Annotated in this window: 12 protein-coding genes; 11 read left to right on the plus strand and 1 reads right to left on the minus strand. The window is 57.3% G+C overall.

Annotated elements, in window-relative coordinates:
* Positions 1 to 66 precede the first annotated feature (66 nt).
* The 10 genes from VGU61_RS04925 (at position 67) to purF (ending at position 12,246) form a co-directional block, all read left to right on the plus strand.
* Positions 67 to 3,006: a FimV/HubP family polar landmark protein gene (locus VGU61_RS04925; RefSeq protein ID WP_326857986.1), complete on the plus strand. Its 2,940-nt coding sequence runs from the start codon at positions 67 to 69 to the stop codon at positions 3,004 to 3,006.
* Between the two features lie 80 nt (positions 3,007 to 3,086).
* Positions 3,087 to 3,878 carry a tRNA pseudouridine(38-40) synthase TruA gene (gene truA, locus VGU61_RS04930; RefSeq protein WP_326857987.1) on the plus strand — a complete coding sequence of 264 codons (792 nt, stop codon included), beginning with the start codon at positions 3,087 to 3,089 and terminating at the stop codon, positions 3,876 to 3,878.
* A gap of 59 nt (positions 3,879 to 3,937) precedes the next feature.
* On the plus strand, positions 3,938 to 4,603 hold the full coding sequence (locus VGU61_RS04935) for a phosphoribosylanthranilate isomerase (RefSeq protein ID WP_326857988.1): 666 nt from the start codon (positions 3,938 to 3,940) through the stop codon (positions 4,601 to 4,603).
* A gap of 20 nt (positions 4,604 to 4,623) precedes the next feature.
* Positions 4,624 to 5,892 (plus strand): tryptophan synthase subunit beta, encoded by a 1,269-nt coding sequence (trpB, locus tag VGU61_RS04940; RefSeq protein WP_326857989.1) that lies wholly within the window; start codon positions 4,624 to 4,626, stop codon positions 5,890 to 5,892.
* Positions 5,893 to 6,004: 112 nt separating this feature from the next.
* Positions 6,005 to 6,820: a tryptophan synthase subunit alpha gene (gene trpA / locus VGU61_RS04945; protein ID WP_326857990.1), complete on the plus strand. Its 816-nt coding sequence runs from the start codon at positions 6,005 to 6,007 to the stop codon at positions 6,818 to 6,820.
* Positions 6,821 to 6,921: 101 nt separating this feature from the next.
* The gene (gene accD / locus VGU61_RS04950) at positions 6,922 to 7,794 is read left to right on the plus strand and encodes an acetyl-CoA carboxylase, carboxyltransferase subunit beta (RefSeq protein WP_326857991.1); all 873 of its coding nucleotides are present in this window, start codon (positions 6,922 to 6,924) and stop codon (positions 7,792 to 7,794) included.
* A 69-nt stretch (positions 7,795 to 7,863) separates the two neighbouring features.
* A complete protein-coding gene (gene folC / locus VGU61_RS04955) occupies positions 7,864 to 9,177 on the plus strand; it encodes a bifunctional tetrahydrofolate synthase/dihydrofolate synthase (RefSeq protein ID WP_326857992.1) in 1,314 nt (437 codons plus the stop codon).
* Positions 9,178 to 9,202: 25 nt separating this feature from the next.
* The gene (locus VGU61_RS04960; protein WP_326857993.1) at positions 9,203 to 10,021 is read left to right on the plus strand and encodes an SPOR domain-containing protein; all 819 of its coding nucleotides are present in this window, start codon (positions 9,203 to 9,205) and stop codon (positions 10,019 to 10,021) included.
* A 9-nt stretch (positions 10,022 to 10,030) separates the two neighbouring features.
* Entirely contained in the window at positions 10,031 to 10,519 is a 489-nt protein-coding gene (locus VGU61_RS04965) for a CvpA family protein (RefSeq protein ID WP_326857994.1), read from the plus strand.
* 209 nt (positions 10,520 to 10,728) lie between these two features.
* Positions 10,729 to 12,246: an amidophosphoribosyltransferase gene (purF, locus tag VGU61_RS04970; RefSeq protein ID WP_326857995.1), complete on the plus strand. Its 1,518-nt coding sequence runs from the start codon at positions 10,729 to 10,731 to the stop codon at positions 12,244 to 12,246.
* 58 nt (positions 12,247 to 12,304) lie between these two features.
* On the opposite strand, the gene VGU61_RS04975 is transcribed toward purF, so the two are convergent.
* Positions 12,305 to 15,487 (minus strand): EAL domain-containing protein, encoded by a 3,183-nt coding sequence (locus tag VGU61_RS04975; RefSeq protein WP_326857996.1) that lies wholly within the window; start codon positions 15,485 to 15,487, stop codon positions 12,305 to 12,307.
* A 1,100-nt stretch (positions 15,488 to 16,587) separates the two neighbouring features.
* Between VGU61_RS04975 and VGU61_RS04980 the strand changes: the two genes are divergently transcribed.
* Positions 16,588 to 17,832 (plus strand): cystathionine gamma-synthase family protein, encoded by a 1,245-nt coding sequence (locus VGU61_RS04980; RefSeq protein ID WP_326857997.1) that lies wholly within the window; start codon positions 16,588 to 16,590, stop codon positions 17,830 to 17,832.
* Positions 17,833 to 17,875: the final 43 nt, after the last annotated feature.

A 17,875-nucleotide genomic window follows, 5' to 3' on the forward strand; every position in this document is an offset into this window, starting at 1 on the left:
TAAATCGACGCAACGACATTGCGCCTATCTCATACGCAAAACGGAATGCCCCCTATGCCACCAAAAATGCATTCGAAGATACGCCCGAATTCCGGCGCGTTGACTTTAAAGACGGTGAGTGCCGCCGTCGTTTCCGCACTGATATTTTCCAATGCATATGCGGCTGGCTTGGGAAAATTGACAGTCCTGTCGTCTCTTGGACAACCGCTTCGAGCTGAGATCGAGCTCACTTCGGTAGGTAAGGACGAAGCCGGTGCATTGATTGCGAAGCTTGCGTCTCCTGAGGCTTTCAAGCAGGCGAATATCGAACTGAATCCAGCTTTGCTCTCCTTGCGTTTCGCAATCGAGCAGCGGGCAGACCGTCAATTGATTCGTGTTACCTCGTCTCAGCCGCTCAATGAACCCTTCGTTGACATGTTGCTGGAGCTCGGCGGCCCCAGTGGACGCCTTGTTCGCGAATACACCTTTCTACTGGATCCACCTGACCTCAGGAGCAGCCAGTCCGCCCAGGTTTCGCCAATTCCTGTGCCAGCGATACCCGCGACCCGCCCGCTCCAGTCGGCTGTGCCGGCGGAATCCCCGGCGGCATCAACCCGCAGGGCGCAGCCGGCTCCCGCCGCTGCTGCACCAAGGCGCGATCCCGCGCCGGTCAGCGATGCCGCCGCCGATGCTGCGGGGCAGTACAAGGTCAAGGCCGGTGATTCGCTTGCCCGTATTGCCGGTCAATTGAAGCCTGGCGGCGTGTCGCTGGACCAAATGCTTGTAGCCCTTTATCGCGAAAATCCCGATGCATTCGTCGGCAATAACATGAATCGCCTGAGAGCAGGGCAGATCCTGTCCGTGCCAACTGCAGGAACTGCACGCAGCATACCTGCCGGCGAAGCACGCGATCTGATCATTGCGCAGTCCGCTGATTTCAACAGCTATCGCAACAAACTGGCAACCCAGGTCGCGGCATCAGGCGCGCAGAGATCGGCCGAATCCGGTCAGACCGCAGCAGGCAAAATTACGGCGAAGGTAGAGGAACCTGCGACTCCGGCCGGCGATGCCAAGGACAAACTCAAGCTGTCGAATGCCGGCAAGCCGGCTTCTGCACCTGCGGCCACTGGTGCGCCGGTAAGTGCGGAAGAGCTGATCGCTCGTGACAAGGCACTTGCGGAAGCAAACGCCCGGGTCAAGGAATTGGAAAAGAACCTTGGCGAAATGCAGAAGCTTCTCGAGTTGAAAAACAAGAGCTTAGCTGATCAGCAGAAGCAGGCGGAGGCGGCAAAACCGGATGCCAAGGCACCTGCCGCGAATGTAACGCCCGCTGCTCCAGTTCCGCCAGTCGCTGCCGTGTCGCCATCCACCAAAGAGGCTGCGCCAGCGGCGTCTGCTGTGCAACAAACACCGGCAATCGCTGCGCAAGAGAAGCCGGCCGAAGCAGCAGCACCGGCAGTCACCCCGCCGGCTGAGAAGACACCGCCGCCGGCCGTGGCGCCCGCCAGCAGCAAGCCGCCGGTGCCGGTTGTTAAAACGCAGGCACCACCCCCGCCGGAACCCAGTTTCGTGGACGATCTGCTTGAAAATCCGATGACACTCCCCGGTGTCGGCCTGCTGCTTGCCGGATTGGGCGCGTTGGGTATCTATGGCGTTCGCCGTAGAAAACAGCAGAAGCAATTCGAAGACAGCATCATCACCGACTCCAGCCTGAAAGCGAACTCGCTGTTCGGGTCTACGGGCGGTCAGAGCGTTGATACCAACAACAGCGTCTTCAATTCGAGTTTCGCGCCGTCCACCAGCCATCTCGATTCCAATGAAGTTGACCCGGTAGCGGAAGCCGACGTCTACATCGCTTATGGCCGTGATGCGCAGGCAGAGGAAATCCTGAAGGAGGCGCTGCGCACGCAACCCGATCGAAATGCGGTGCGGCTCAAACTTTTGGAAATCTACTCGAATCGCAAGGACTTGCGCGCGTTTGAAGTGTTGGCCACCGAGCTGTATGGCATGACAAAAGGGGAAGGCAGCGACTGGGTGCAGGCAGCAACCCTGGGTATCGGCATCGACCCGAACAATCCGTTGTATGCAGCCGGCAAGAAGGACAAGGATGAAAGTGCCTCCTCCATGGTGGCGCCGACGCAGCCGCTGGATGAAGAGGGGTTGGCAACGCTGCTGGCATCCACCCAACCGGAAGGGCAGCTCAATTCCATCCATGCGCTGGAGGCGGATAGTGCGTACTTCAGCAACTCCGCGATGGAGATCGATAAAACAGTCGAGCTTCCGTCGATGCGCAATCCGGTCAAGACGGAAAGTAACGACGCTCAAGCTGCCGAGGCGGCTGAGCCGGAAGCGACGGCCAAACCGGCAAATTCCAACGAACTGGATTTCGACCTTGACGGCATGAGCTTCGGCGACATCGCCGTGCCGAATACCATCACGCCGGCAGCACCGTCCGAACCGAGCGCGGAAATGGCGTCGATTGATTTCGATTTCCTCGATGAACCGAAGCCCCGTGTCGAGGAACCTGCCTCGCCTGCGGCGGATACCGTCGAACAGACCGAGTTTTCCGCATCGTCGGAAGATATGCCGACATTGCCTGATATGACATTCGATCTCGGAACGCCGGCTGTTGCGGCCGAGCCGGCGGCGATGGATTTCGACCTTCCGGCGATGGGATCGCCGCGCGAGGAAGCCGATGCGGCAATGGCATCGTCGGAAAGTGCGCAGCAAGAACCCGAATCTGCTTCGTCCGATCCGCTGGAATTCGACCTGTCAGGTTTCAATCTCGACCTGAAGCCGCAGGCCGCAGAGGCAATGCCTGAGTTGATGCTTGATGCTGACGAACCGGCCCCGGCGGAAGGTGTGTCGGCCGCAGATGCAGAGATGGCGACAAAGCTTGATCTGGCGATTGCCTATCAGGAGATTGGCGACAAGGAAGGTGCGCGCGAACTGCTTGACGAAGTCATGAAAGGCGGAACCAGCGAGCAAAGCGAAAAAGCCAAGTCGCTATTGCTCGAACTTGCCTGATAGTTCCTTCCTCCTGAAACGGGCGCAATCGGATTGCGCCCGTTTTGTTTTCCCAGATTGCTTTTTATGGTAGGCACGAATTGAAACGCATTGCGCTTGGAATCCAGTATGACGGCACGTCATGGCGGGGGTGGCAAACCCAACCCGACGGCAGGACAGTGCAGGACACGCTGGAAACGGCGCTGAAAAAATTTTCGCTGGCCGACATCGCAACCACTTGTGCCGGGCGTACCGATGCGGGTGTGCATGCGCTTGAACAGGTGGTCCATTTCGATACCGATCTGGATCGCGACATGTTTTCGTGGGTACGGGGCGTCAACGCATTCCTGCCTGCATCAATCGCAGTGCGTTGGGCTTGCGAGGTTGCGCCCGAAGGGGAAGAGCAGTTTCATGCTCGTTTCAGTGCAACCGCGCGGACGTATCGTTACCTTTTGTACAACCATCCAGTGAGGTCCCCGTTGCTGTCCGGAAAAGCCGGCTGGGTCTTTCGCCCGCTTACCGTCGAAACGATGCAGTCGGCGGCCTCCTATCTGCTCGGCGTGCATGACTTTACCGCTTTCCGTGCTGCGGAATGCCAGGCAAAGTCGCCCGTCAAAACGATGCATGAGATCCGGATCGAACGCCGCGGCGACCTGCTCATGTTTACCCTGCGCGCCAATGCGTTTCTGCACCACATGGTGCGCAACATCGTCGGATCGCTGATTGTCGTGGGCACCGGGAATCAGTCACCGGAATGGCTGAAAAGCGTTCTCGATGGGAAGGATCGCAGCCGCGCCGCGCCGACATTCATGCCGGACGGTCTCTATCTTGCCCGGATCGATTACGACCCGAAATGGAAGTTGCCGCATGAACCGCTATTCCCATTGCTCTGAACTGGCACGCAGATAGCTGGCGGGCGATAATAGGGGTCTTGATCCATAACGATGTTGCCATGAAGCGTACCCGTATAAAAATCTGTGGATTATCGAGCGCAGAGCATGTCGCTGCGGCTGTAGATGCCGGCGCGGATGCGATCGGTCTTGTGTTCTATCCGAAAAGTCCGCGCTATATTGCACCGGCCGAGGCTGGCAAAATCATCTCCGGTATTGCGCCGTACGTCTCGGTGGTCGGCCTCTTCGTGAATGCATCTATTGACGAGGTCAGGCAGGTACTTGAAGCTGCACCGATTTCGCTGCTACAGTTTCATGGCGACGAATCGGTCGAGGACTGCGTCCGGATCGCGGAAGCCGTCAACCGCCCATTCGTCCGCGCGGTGCGGGTGGCGGCGGATATGACCGGCACCGATTTGTTACAATGCGAGCAGGATTACCGCGCCGCCAGCACACTGTTCAACGGACTGCTGCTGGATGCCCATGTTGATGGCTACGGCGGCGGTGGAAAGGTTTTCGATTGGTCTCTCATTCCAAAAGAGCTCGCGCCTCGGGCCGTTTTAAGTGGTGGCTTGAGCGCGCAAAACGCGATTGAAGCGATAGCTCGCGTGCGCCCGTATGCCGTCGATGTCAGCAGTGGCGTCGAAGTGGCAAAGGGTATCAAGGATATTGCCAGGATTCGCGCCTTTATCGACGCAGTCGGCAAGGCAGACGCCGCTATCGGCTGAACGACAAAAGAGAGATCATCATGAAAGAACTGAATGCACTCGGAAACTATTCCGAGCGTCAACCTGCCCCAACTGCCGCGCTCTACCAGGCCGCGGCCTATAACCTCCCCGATGCGAGAGGCCACTTCGGGCCTTACGGCGGCACCTTCGTTTCCGAAACGTTGACGCATGCCCTGACAGAGCTGAAGGAAAGTTACGCTCACTTTCGCAATGATCCCGGGTTTTTGGCCGAATTCGAGAATGAGCTGAAGCATTTCGTCGGACGCCCGAGTCCGATCTACCATGCAAAACGCTGGTCCGAAATGGTCGGCGGCGCCCAAATTTATTTCAAGCGGGAAGACCTCAACCATACCGGTGCACACAAGATCAACAATGTGATTGGCCAGGCGTTGCTTGCCAAGCGCATGGGCAAGCCGCGCGTGATCGCAGAGACTGGCGCGGGACAGCATGGTGTCGCAACGGCTACCATCTGCGCGCGATTCGGTCTGGAGTGCGTGGTGTACATGGGAAGCGAAGACGTCAAGCGGCAGGTGCAGAATGTGTACCGGATGGAATTGCTCGGCGCGAAGGTGGTGCCGGTGGAATCGGGATCGAAGACACTGAAAGACGCGCTCAATGAAGCGATGCGCGACTGGGTCACCAATGTCGAAAGCACGTTTTACATCATTGGCACCGTGGCCGGACCGCACCCGTATCCGATGATGGTGCGCGATTTCCAATCGGTGATCGGCAAGGAATGCCTGGTGCAGATGCCGGAGATGACGGGGCGACAGCCTGATTACGTGGTCGCATGCATTGGCGGCGGTTCAAACGCGATGGGCATCTTCTATCCCTATATCGATTATCGCGACGTGCAGCTGATCGGCGTGGAAGCAGCGGGCGAGGGCCTTGAGTCAGGCAAGCATTCAGCTTCTCTGATCGCCGGATCGCCGGGAGTGCTGCATGGGAATCGTACCTATCTGTTGCAGGACGAAAACGGGCAAGTCATCGAAACGCATTCGGTATCGGCAGGGCTCGACTATCCCGGTGTAGGGCCCGAGCACTCCTGGTTGAAGGACTCCAGCCGTGCGCAATACGTATCGGTTACGGACGAGGAAGCGCTCGATGCCTTTCATCAATGCTGCCGGATCGAAGGCATCATCCCCGCGCTGGAATCGAGCCATGCATTAGCTTATGCGGCAAAATTTGCCGCTACGTTGCCCAAGGACAAGATCATTCTTGCGAACCTGTCGGGACGGGGAGACAAGGACATGCATACGGTCGCGGAACGGATGAAGAAGCGCTTCTGATCCGTTCGACCATCGCATATACACTCCAACCATCCTTTTCCAGGCACGCGCAAGCCGGCACCGAAAGAAGCCGTCTTGGAATGGCTGGAACAGGAAACGAGAAAAAGCCATCATGTCCAGAATCCAACACACCTTAGCTGTCCTAGCATCCCAAAACCGGAAGGGACTGATTCCCTTCATCACTGCCGGCGATCCGGCACCCGAGTTGACCGTTCCGCTGATGCATGCGCTCGTGGCCGGCGGGGCTGACATCATTGAACTTGGCGTGCCGTTCTCCGATCCCATGGCGGACGGTCCGGTCATTCAACGTGCTTCCGAACGCGCACTGGCGAACGGCGTCGGCCTGAAGCAGGTCCTGCAAATCGTTCGCGACTTCCGGTCTCGGGACCAATTCACTCCCGTAGTGCTGATGGGGTACGCGAACCCGATTGAACGAATGGGAATCGCGCCCTTCATCACGGCGGCCCAGCAGGCTGGCGTGGACGGCGTCCTGGTTGTCGATTATCCGCCCGAAGAGTGCGAAGACTTTGCCGCGATGATGCGGCAACATGACCTCGATACGATTTTCCTGTTGGCCCCAACATCTACCGATGAGCGCATTCGGCAGGTGGGGAAAATTGCAACGGGATATGTGTACTATGTTTCGCTGAAGGGTGTGACCGGATCTGGTCATCTTGATCTTCAGGCAGTCGCGGACATGATTCCAAGAATCAAGAAACATGTCAGCCTGCCTGTCGGAGTCGGGTTCGGCATTCGGGATGCGGCCACGGCCACCGCGATTGCGTCCGTGTCGGATGCTGTCGTCATTGGCAGTCGCATCATTCAGGAACTCGAAAATACGCCCCGCGAGCAGGCGGTGCAAGCAGTTCAAAAGTTCATTACGGAAATCCGGGGGGCGCTGGATGCGCAACCCGCCAAAGCGGCTTAATCAAACACACTGAAGAAGGCATGTTCGCCCGGTGCCGTTGCAGTTGGCGCAAACCGGGGCGAACGGTACAATTCGGCAAGCAAAAATGAAAAGAGGTCACAATGAGTTGGCTTGAAAAACTGCTTCCTCCGCGCATTCAGCGCTCCGATAATGCCACGCGCAAAACGGTGCCGGAAGGACTATGGGTCAAGTGTCCGTCCTGTGAGGCCGTTCTTTACCGAACCGATCTGGAATCGAACATCCATGTTTGCCCGAAATGCGACCACCACATGCGCATTCGTGCGCGGGAAAGGCTGGATGCGCTGCTGGATGCAGGAGGGCGGTATGAGATCGGGCAGGAAGCCTTGCCGGTGGATTCCCTAAAATTTAAAGACAGCAAGAAATACCCGGACCGCCTGAAGGACGCGATGGAAGCCACCGGCGAAACCGATGCGCTCATCGTCATGGGTGGTGCAATCATGACCTTGCCAGTTGTCGTAGCCTGTTTCGAATTTGAATTCATGGGCGGCTCGATGGGTTCTGTCGTCGGTGAGCGCTTCGCCCGTGGCGCCCAGGTCGCTCTGGAGCAGAAAGTGCCATTCATCTGTATTACCGCCACCGGCGGGGCGCGCATGCAGGAAGGGTTGCTCTCGCTGATGCAAATGGCGAAAACGACGTCGATGCTGACCAAGTTGTCGGAGAAGAAGTTGCCATTCATTTCGGTGCTGACCGACCCGACCATGGGCGGTGTCTCGGCATCGTTTGCTTTCATGGGCGATGTCGTCATCGCGGAACCGAAGGCATTGATTGGCTTCGCCGGGCCGCGCGTCATTGAAAACACGGTGCGCGAGAAATTGCCGGAAGGCTTCCAGCGGGCCGAGTTCCTGTTGCAAAAAGGCGCAGTCGACATGATTGTGGACCGTCGCAAGATGCGTGAGGAAATCGCCCGACTATTGGCCTTGTTGCAAAATCAGCCGGCGGAAGTGCTCGCCTGAGCAAATGCCCGTCCATCAGAGCCCGGCCCATCCCAGGTCCGGGCTTTTTTAATTTTCGAGCCACATACCATGCAAGACTCCAAGCAAGACTCTCCCGCCACGCTGTCAGATTGGCTCGCAAAACTGGAAACCATGCATCCCAAGGCAATCGACATGGGCCTGGACCGCGTCGCGCAGGTCCGGCAGCGTCTGGGTATAGGCTTCGATTGCCCGGTGATCACGATAGGTGGCACGAACGGCAAGGGCTCGACCTGCGCGATGCTGGAATCCATCCTGCTGCAGGCCGGATACCGCGTTGGCCTGTACACATCGCCGCATCTGCTGGATTTCAATGAGCGGGCGCGTATCAATGGCGAGCCGGCGACCGATGCCGCCCTCATCGAGCAATTCGACGCCGTCGAGCAGAGCAGGGAAGGCGTATCGCTCACCTATTTCGAGTTCACGACGCTGGCCATCCTTCGGCTGTTCGCCGCATCCGGACTGGATGCGGTCATTCTCGAAGTCGGTCTAGGTGGCCGCCTGGATGCCGTTAATGTGATCGATGCCGATGTGGCGATCGTCACGAGCGTCGACATCGACCATACCGACTACCTTGGCGACACCCGTGAAAAAATCGGCTTCGAAAAGGCCGGCATCTTCCGGTCCGGCCGCACCGCGATCTGCAGCGATCCTGTGCCGCCTCAATCGCTTGTCGGGCATGCGCAGTCGATCGGTGCGGACCTTTGGCTTATCGGACGCGATTTCAACTATGCCGGCGACAAGCAACAATGGAACTACGGCGGCCGCAGCCAGCGGCGCAGCGCGTTGGGATATCCGTCTCTGCGCGGCGCAAACCAGTTGCTGAATGCATCAGCGGCCCTGGCTGCGCTGGAGTCGCTGCGGCACCGGCTGCCGGTCGGAGCGCAGGAAATACGTACCGGGCTGGTCATGGTGGATCTCCCCGGGCGGTTCCAGGTGCTGGCGGGACGGCCGACGGTGATTCTGGATGTCGCACACAATCCACACGCCGCAGCCACGCTGGCGCAGAACCTCGACAACATGGCGTTCCATCCCTACACTTACGCGGTATTCGGCGCGATGCAGGACAAGGATATCGATGGTGTAATCGCGCAACTGAAGGACCGCATTGACCATTGGTGCGTCACTGATCTGCCGCTGGCGCGTGCGGCAAGCGCCGCGAAGTTGCAGGAGAAGCTATTGAATGCCGGCGTAACGCCCCAAAATCAGACTGGTGCCGAGAGTTCGATTGAAGTTTTTGCATCACCCGCCGCAGCCTACGAGAACGCCCTGAGCCGGGCGGGTGAGAATGATAGAATTGCGGTCTTCGGTTCTTTCCTCACGGTCGCTGGCGTCATGGAGTTCCGAAAATCGCAATCTCATTGAAGACCTCGTTGAAGACTTTAACCGCATGAGCTTGTTCTCGTTCCTCCGCAAAAACAAGCAAGAATCCGCCGCTGGCGACAGCAGTTTTTATTCGCGTGCCGAAGACGAAACGCAGGCGCCGCGCACCCGCAAGCGCCGGCAGGGCAAGGAAGGCGGTCAGGCGGTCGATCCGGTCTTGCCGGAAAAGAAGCGCGCGAGACGTCGACTGATCGGGGCGGTTGCCCTGGTGATGGCCGCCGTGATTGGCCTGCCGATGCTGCTCGATGCAGAACCCAAGCCGCTGGCAGACGACATTGCCATTCAAATACCTTCAAAAGACAAATCCGCACTTCCGCAGGTGAGCCGGCCCGCTGCACCAGCGGGCGTGTCCGCGTCCGCTTCGCTTGACCCGAAAGAAGAAGTCATCGATCCGCCGGTGGCTCCATCAAAAGCCGAAGCGCTGCCCGCGGAGAAACCGGCAATCGCGGAAAAGCCGGCGACGGTCCAATTGGCCGCCAAGCCGGATGTCAAGGCCGAACAGAAAGCCGCCCCGAAAGTCGATGATTCCGCACGTGCAAAGGCACTTTTGGACGGCGGAACCGATCCTACCAAGACGAGCAATGCCGCCAAAAAAGATGGCAAGTTCGTCATCCAGGTGGCTGCGCTGGCATCCAAGGATAAGGTCGATGAGTTGCAGTCCAAATTGAAGGGCGCCGGCATCAAGTCGTACACCCAGACGGTGGCGACCCAGTCGGGCGAGCGTATCCGTATTCGAGTCGGCCCGTTCGGCAACAAGGAAGAAGCGGACAAGGTCCGGGCAAAAATCAGCAAGCTCGGCCTGAGCGGCACCTTGGTTCCAGCCTGATTTCGTTCCGTGACGATTTTCGATTACCTGGTACTGTTCGTGCTCGTTTGTTCGGTGATCATCAGCACCATGCGCGGACTGGTGAAGGAAATCCTGTCCCTGCTAAGTTGGATCGTGTCGTTTGTCGTCGCCAATGCGTACGGCGAACACCTTGCGGCGCTCCTTCCGGATATGGTTCCCGGTGGAACTTCGCGACTGATTATTGCATTCATTGCATTGTTCATCGGCGTGCGCATCCTGATGCTGCTGCTCATGCTTGCGGTCGATGCGATTATCAAGGCAAGCGGTTTGTCGCTCGCCGACCGCGGCCTCGGCGGCTTGTTCGGACTGGGACGAGGAATGGTTATCGTACTGGCTGCTGTATTGATATGCGGTATGACGGCCATTCCACAGCAGCCGTTCTGGAAGGACGCGTTGTTCAGTCCGCTGGCGGAAACCGCGGCCCGGACCATCAAGCCGTTTTTGCCCGGAGATTATGCAAGACATGTGCATTTTTGAGTATGGCAGGGCAGGGTGCGGTTTCGCCTGAGTCCACCCCAACAAACAAGACTGCGGCGCAGGGGCGGACCCGAAAGCACGCCGCAGAAAATCACAAGCCGGACGTAAGCATGCATGAGCACTGCGTCCGCACCGGATTAGCAAGAAGCGGAAGCGTATGAATCGTTCCGCCTCCCGTACAAATTGCATTTTTAGTTGAGGAGTCCACCATGTGTGGCATTGTTGGCGTTGTTTCCCACAGTCCCGTCAATCAGTTGATCTACGATGCGCTGCTGTTACTCCAGCATCGCGGTCAGGATGCGGCGGGTATCGCAACCAATCACGGCGATGCGTTTTCGATGTACAAGGCAAACGGCCTGGTACGTGACGTTTTCCGCACGCGTAACATGCGCTCGTTGCCCGGCAATGCCGGTATCGGGCAAGTGCGTTATCCAACCGCAGGGTCGTCCAGCGCGGAGGAAGCCCAGCCGTTTTATGTCAATGCTCCGTTCGGCATCATCCTGGCACACAACGGCAATCTGACGAATTGGGAGCAGCTCAAGATCGAGTTGTTCAAGAACGACCGCCGCCATATCAACACCGCATCCGATTCGGAAGTGCTGCTGAATGTGCTGGCGCATGAAATCCAGCAGGCGACGACCGGCTATTCGCTCGACCCGTCTGCGCTGTTCAAGGCGGTCACCGTATTGCACAAGCGTGTGCGCGGTTCGTATGCGGTGGTGGCGCAGATCGCCGGTTACGGCCTGCTCGCCTTCCGCGATCCGTTCGGTATCCGTCCATTGTGCATCGGGTTCAACGACACCGAACATGGGCCGGAATACATGGTTGCCAGCGAATCGGTGGCGCTGGAAGGACTTGGTTTCCGTTTCCTGCGGGATGTGGTGCCGGGCGAGGCCATCTTCATCGACCTTGAAGGCAATCTCTACAACCAGCAGTGTGCGGATGATCCGGTGCTCAATCCATGCGCATTCGAATTCGTCTATCTCGCGCGGCCGGATTCGGTGATCGATGGCGCGTCGGTCTATGCGACGCGACTCAAAATGGGCGAATACCTCGCTGAAAAAATCAAGCGGCAATTCTCGGCCGGAGACATCGATGTGGTGATGCCGATTCCAGACTCCTCCCGTCCGGCGGCAATGGAACTCGCATTGAAGCTGAACCTGAATTACCGCGAAGGCTTCATCAAGAACCGTTATATCGGCCGCACCTTCATCATGCCGGGGCAGGCGCATCGACGCAAATCAGTGCGCCAGAAGCTGAACGCAATCGGTTCGGAGTTCAAGGGAAAGAGCGTGCTGCTGGTGGACGATTCGATCGTGCGCGGTACCACCAGCCGGGAAATCGTGCAGATGGCGCGTGAAGCCGGCGCAAAGCGGGTGATCTTCGCATCGGCTGCACCGCCGGTCAAATTCCCCAACGTCTATGGTATCGACATGCCGACCCGCAACGAGCTGATTGCCTACGGGCGCAGCGATGATGAAGTCTGCCGCGAAATTACCGCGGACGCGCTGGTGTACCAGGATATTGACGCCTTGAAGCGTTCCATCTCGGATGCCAACCCGTCGCTGGATAGCTTCGAGGCATCCTGCTTCGACGGCATCTACGTCACCGGCGACGTATCGCGCGATTATCTGGATCGGATTGAGTTTGCGCGCAACAATCCGAAGCCGGAAGTCGACGATGCAGTGCGTTCGCAGCTGAACCTGAATCTGGCACAGGTCGACTAAGCTGTCGAACCGGATTGGATAGACTCGCCTCCGGCACTGCCGCAGGCGGGTTTTCTATTCAGTGCAGACGACGCCCCAGCAATTGGGCAAATTCGGTGGCGGGAAGCGGTTTGCTGAAGTAGTAGCCCTGCATTTCATCACAATGATGGTCGCGCAGGAACGCCACCTGTTCCTCAGTTTCAACGCCTTCCGCAATGACCTTCAGATTAAGGCTGTGGCCGAGTGAAATCACGGTGCTGGTTATCGCTGCGTCGTCAGCATCCGTGGCGATATCACGCACGAAAGACTGATCGATCTTGAGATGATGGAGCGGAAACCGCTTCAAATAGCTGAGGCTCGAATAGCCGGTGCCGAAATCGTCGATGGATAACTGCACGCCAAGGTTTTCGAGTTCCTTCAACTTGGTAATGAAATGCTCGGCGCTGTTCATGACCATGCTCTCCGTCAGTTCGAGTTCAAGATGGCAGGCCTGGAGATTCATGCTCTGAAGGGCGTGCGCCACCGAGTCCACCAATCCTTCTTCATTGAACTGCCGCGCGGACAGGTTGATCGAAATGCTTATCTTCGGCAAGCCGGCCTCCTGCCACGCCTTGTTCTGTGCGCACGCGGTATGCAATACCCAGTCACCGATAGGAACGATCAGCCCGATCTCTTCCGCCATCGGAATGAATCGCGTCGGGGATACCAGGCCCATGTCCGGATGATTCCAGCGGATCAGGGCTTCCGCACCAATGATGCGACCGCTTGTGGCGTCGACCTTCGGCTGGTAGAACAACTCGAATTCCTTGCGTTCCAGTGCGCGGCGCAACGCGCTTTCCAGTTCCGCGCGTTCCAGTGCGCGTATGCTCATGTCCCGCGAGTAGAACTGGAAAGCATTGCCGTTTTCTTCCTTCGCCCGATACATTGCAATATCGGCGTTACGCAACAAGGTTTGAATGTCCTCGCCATCGGTCGGGTAAAGCGTTGCGCCAATGCTGACGGTGACGAAAAGTTCGTGGCCGCGGATGATGATGGGATCCGAGAAAGCCTGAAAGATCTTGCGCGCGACGGCAGTGACGTCCTGAGGCTTGACGATGTCCGTCAGCAGCAGGATGAATTCATCGCCGCCTTGTCTTGCCACCGTATCGCCCTGGCGGACAACCTGCTTCAAACGGTTCGCGATTTCTATCAGCAGCGCGTCGCCCAGCGAGTGGCCGAAGCTGTCGTTGACGCTCTTGAATCTGTCTAGATCGAGAAAGAGGAGGGCGACCAGCAGGCCGTTGCGCCTGGCGTGTGCCATTGCCTGGCTGATGCGGTCCGCAAGCAGATTGCGGTTTGCCAGACTGGTGAGCGCGTCATGGTCGGCCAGATATTCGATACGGGCTTCATAGGTCTTGCGCTCGCTGATGTCGATGGCGATGCCATCGAAACGAATGAGTTCGCCTGATTCGTTGCGCACGGCGCGTGCGCGCTCCTCGATCCAGCGAATCTGTCCGTCCGGTTTGACGATCCGGTATTCCTCGGTAAAACTGCCTTTTTCCGCCAGCGTGGCATGGGCATGTCGGACAGCGGGACGATCATCCGGGTGAATCGCCTCGAACCACAAATCTTTGTTGTCGTAGAACGCTTCTGCAGGCCTCCCATAGATGTCTTCGACGATCGCATTCAGATAAATGAATCCGCTTTCGTTGACGGACCAGACAACGTTATCGATCGAGCTGAGAATGCCGGACAATTTTTCTTCGGTGGCGCGGAGTGCATGTTCCGCTTCCTCCCTTGCTGCCTTGGTGCGCAGGCTGACGACACCATAAGAGATGTCATCCGCGAGTTCTTCCAGCATCGCCGTCTGCCCGCCGTCGAATGCATTCGGGATGGCCTCGTGTATGGTCAGAACGCCGAATATCCGCGCACCTTCCCGCAACGGCAGCGACACCGCCACCTCATGTTCGCTGGAGATGATGGGTTGTCCGTCTTCATCGGTATCGTCGACCCCTGCCTGCGCCATTGGGATCAAGCGACTGTCGTCTTCACTGAGATAGCCGATTCTGGCAAAGCGATAGCCTCCCGCGTTCACAACCGCCCGGCACATGTCCTGCAGCAGCGAATACTCGTCAGTCGCATGCATCATTACATGATTGCATTCCGCCATGACGGTGCGGGCCCGCAACGTACGACGGAGCGCCTCCTGGGCCCGATTGCGGTCATCCACTTCCTGCTTGAGCAGAATGTGCTGACGCTGGATCTCGTTGTACAGAACCAGATTGTCGTAGACCACCGCAAGCTGGGCGGCGACTGTCGATGCGGCGCGCTCATCAATCTCGCTGAACCCGATGTCACCCTGCTTGTTCGTCAGGTATAGCCATCCATAGACTTTATGAGGGTTCGCAATCGGCACACCAAGAAAGTTATATATGGCTGGATGGAAAGACGGCAGGCCGATGGACTCTGGGCCGCCATCCACATGACTCAATCTCTGTACAGACCGTTGCAGCAATTCGCCGAGCACACCGGTATCCGCCCTGGACGTGCTCAGTCTGGTCCGTGTGACCGGGTCCGCGCCGCGCATCGCGAAATGAACAATTTCAGTGAGGTCGTCGCCGACGATGGCAATCGCCGCATACTCTGCGGCGCATATCTCCTGCACGACCCGGCAGCCGATTGCCAGCAAGTTGTCCGGGTCACGTTCGGAAGCAAGCTCGATCCCGAGATCGATCAATGAGGTCAATCTTAGGCTGACTGCCTGCAAATCGGTAAGTGCGCTCGAAAGCCGTTGAACGCCTAATTGCAAATCTTCGATGCCGGCTTCCCGTGGATTCGACGCCGGACTCAAATCGGTTCCCGATTCCGCGTATGGGGTGTCGAGCCGTGCCGTGTCGGTTCTCATCACGGCCGGTGAAGGTCCGAGTGCCTCGGAAACCACGTTTAGAATGATGTCCCGGCTGGAAGGCTTCGGAAGAATCCAGCGCACACCCGTGGCGGCGGCGATGGTTGCGGCATCACGTTCGTTATTCGCCGCAGTGTAAAAGATGACGGGAGTCTGCGTCATCCCTGAGATGGACCGCATTCGGGTCATGAATTCATACCCGTTCATCTGTGGCATCAGTACATCGACGATGATCAGGTCGGGCCGCTTCGCGCCGGCCAGTATCAATGCTTCTGCGCCACTGGACGCTTCGAGAAGCCGGTGACCTCCATAACCTAGCAATACCGTCAGAAATTGGCGATTCAATATATGGTCATCAACGATCAGAATCGTTGCCATCTTTACTCCTTTTGTAATTGTTTCGCACGATCGCGGCCGGCTTGTCAGCGCCGGAAGCGCGATGTTGGTGGCACCCTCAATCGGGCGCTACGCGTGAGACTGGCGTAAAGCGAGTGTCTTCGCCAAGGCCGATCCTGAACGCCGGATGGCCACGTCGCCGTTGGAGCGGCTTTCGGCCGATGTTTAAGCCAAGACCGGCTTCCCCGGGTAAAGGCTCCAAAGTCGACTCGGACTGTCTGGAGGCCTGCGGAAGTCTTTTCTGTTCATCGAACGCGTCAGTCGGCGCCGGATTCCTAAAGTCGTCGGTCGCCGATAGATGGTGCAAGGCGCTTGACGAGATGCGCCCCAAGAGTTTTCTCTTGTAGTGATGGATGTCCGAGAATTCGCCGTTTCGACGATCATTGCTGGCTATATCTGTGAAAACCGGTGATCCATCTTCTCTCCGCCGTATCGATTCATATCGTGATGAACCGGCGGCTAGAACGTATCGCATTGCTTGCCTTTCCTCGTCCAAATACCTGCCGGAGACGAGTATCGAATGGTGTGAATTGCTTATTGTTTCGCTCTGTGGTTTCCGGATGGATGTTCCTGATCGTCGCTTCAACATTCCGCCACTACACTGGGAGGCAAGAGAATGCGCTTGTTCGACGCTTTCTAAAACACCCAATGTCCCACGCCGAATAGAATGATGTTGCATGTCGTTGGCAAAACCCGATTTCATCAGCGTCAGAATCCTGGCACTGTGAGAGCGTAGGGGAAACTTAAAACAGGACGGAAACAGCCAAGTTTTGATTAGGATCACTTCCAGAAAGATAAGTGCAAAAAATTTAAGGCAACTTCCCGGCGTCGAAGTTTCGTTCATTCGCCGCGAAACCTTTGAAACCGGCGGATTGCAAAGTCGATGGAGTATTTATTCGGTGGTGCAGCTACAAAGTTCGAACTTTGTTTTCAAATGGATTTTGCGATAGCATTGGGCTCTGCGCCGATTTGCTTTCTGCTTGCGGGCGCAAGGATGCCATGTCCTAAATAAATGCCGCTAAATGGGATCGAAATTTCTTCAACCCGTTTCCAGCGCATGCGAAACGGGTTTTTTTATTGCTATGAACGACACAAAAAAATACGGCTTCACCACCACGATTCTGCACAGCGATCGGCAAAAGCCGATTGAGCATGGTTCCCTGCATAAGCCGATTCACACATCCGTCGCCTACGGTTACAAGGATGCGCGCGAACTGGCGGCGGTATTTCAAGGACGGCAACCGGGCTACCGTTACGGACGACAGGGCAATCCGACGGTTTCCGCTCTCGAAGATAAGATCACGAAAATGGAGCAGGGGCTCGCCACCATTTGTTTTTCCACCGGCATGGCGGCCATTGGTGCGCTGGCGCACGCGCTTCTGCGCAGCGGTGATCATGTCGTATCTTCCGCTTTTCTTTTCGGCAACACCAATAGTCTTTGGCAGACGGTCAGCGGACAGGGGATTGAGGTCTCCTTCGTCGATGCAACGGATGTCGCCAATGTGGAAGCGGCGCTAACGCCGTCCACGAGAATCGTGTTTGTTGAAACGATCGCCAATCCGCGCACGCAAGTCGCCGATCTGAAGCGGATTGGCCAGCTTTGCCGTGACAAGGGCATTTTGTTCGTTGTCGACAACACGATGACCTCTCCTTATCTGTTCCGCCCCAAGATGGTGGGCGCCGGACTGGTCGTAAACGCGTTGACCAAATCAATTGCAGGCCATGGCAATGCGCTCGGAGGCAGTCTCACGGATACCGGTTTGTACGATTGGAGCAAGTTCCCAAATATCTTCGATACCTACAAGCGATATACGCAGCCACAATGGGGCATGGCGCAGATTCGTGCGAAGGCGCTGCGGGATTTCGGCGGCTCCCTTGGACCGGAAGCGGCACACCACATTGCAGTAGGCGCGGAGACCATGGCCTTGCGATTGGAGCGGGAATGCGCCAATGCGATGGCCCTGGCATGGATGCTGGAGGCCGACCCTCGCGTGGCGGCGGTTCACTATCCCGGCTTGCCCTCCCATCCGCAGCACGCAATTGCCAGCGAACTTTTCAGCGCCTATGGCAGCCTGTTCAGCTTCGAACTGGTGGACGGGATCGATTGCTTCGATTACCTCAATCGCCTGAGGCTTGGCGTTCCTGCAAGCAATCTGGGCGATACCCGGACATTGGTTATCCCGGTGGCCCACACCATTTTTTATGAAATGGGACCGGAACGCCGGGCGAGCATGGGTATTGCCGAATCGTTAATTCGCGTATCGGTTGGAATTGAAGATACAACGGATTTGGTCGAGGATTTCAGGCAGGCTCTGGGTGCTCAGTAAAGTGTTGCAAGTAAATTTCCCAATAAAAACAATTCACTAAGGA

The sequence above is a fragment of the Noviherbaspirillum sp. genome (assembly GCF_035944575.1).
Taxonomy (GTDB): domain Bacteria; phylum Pseudomonadota; class Gammaproteobacteria; order Burkholderiales; family Burkholderiaceae_D; genus Noviherbaspirillum.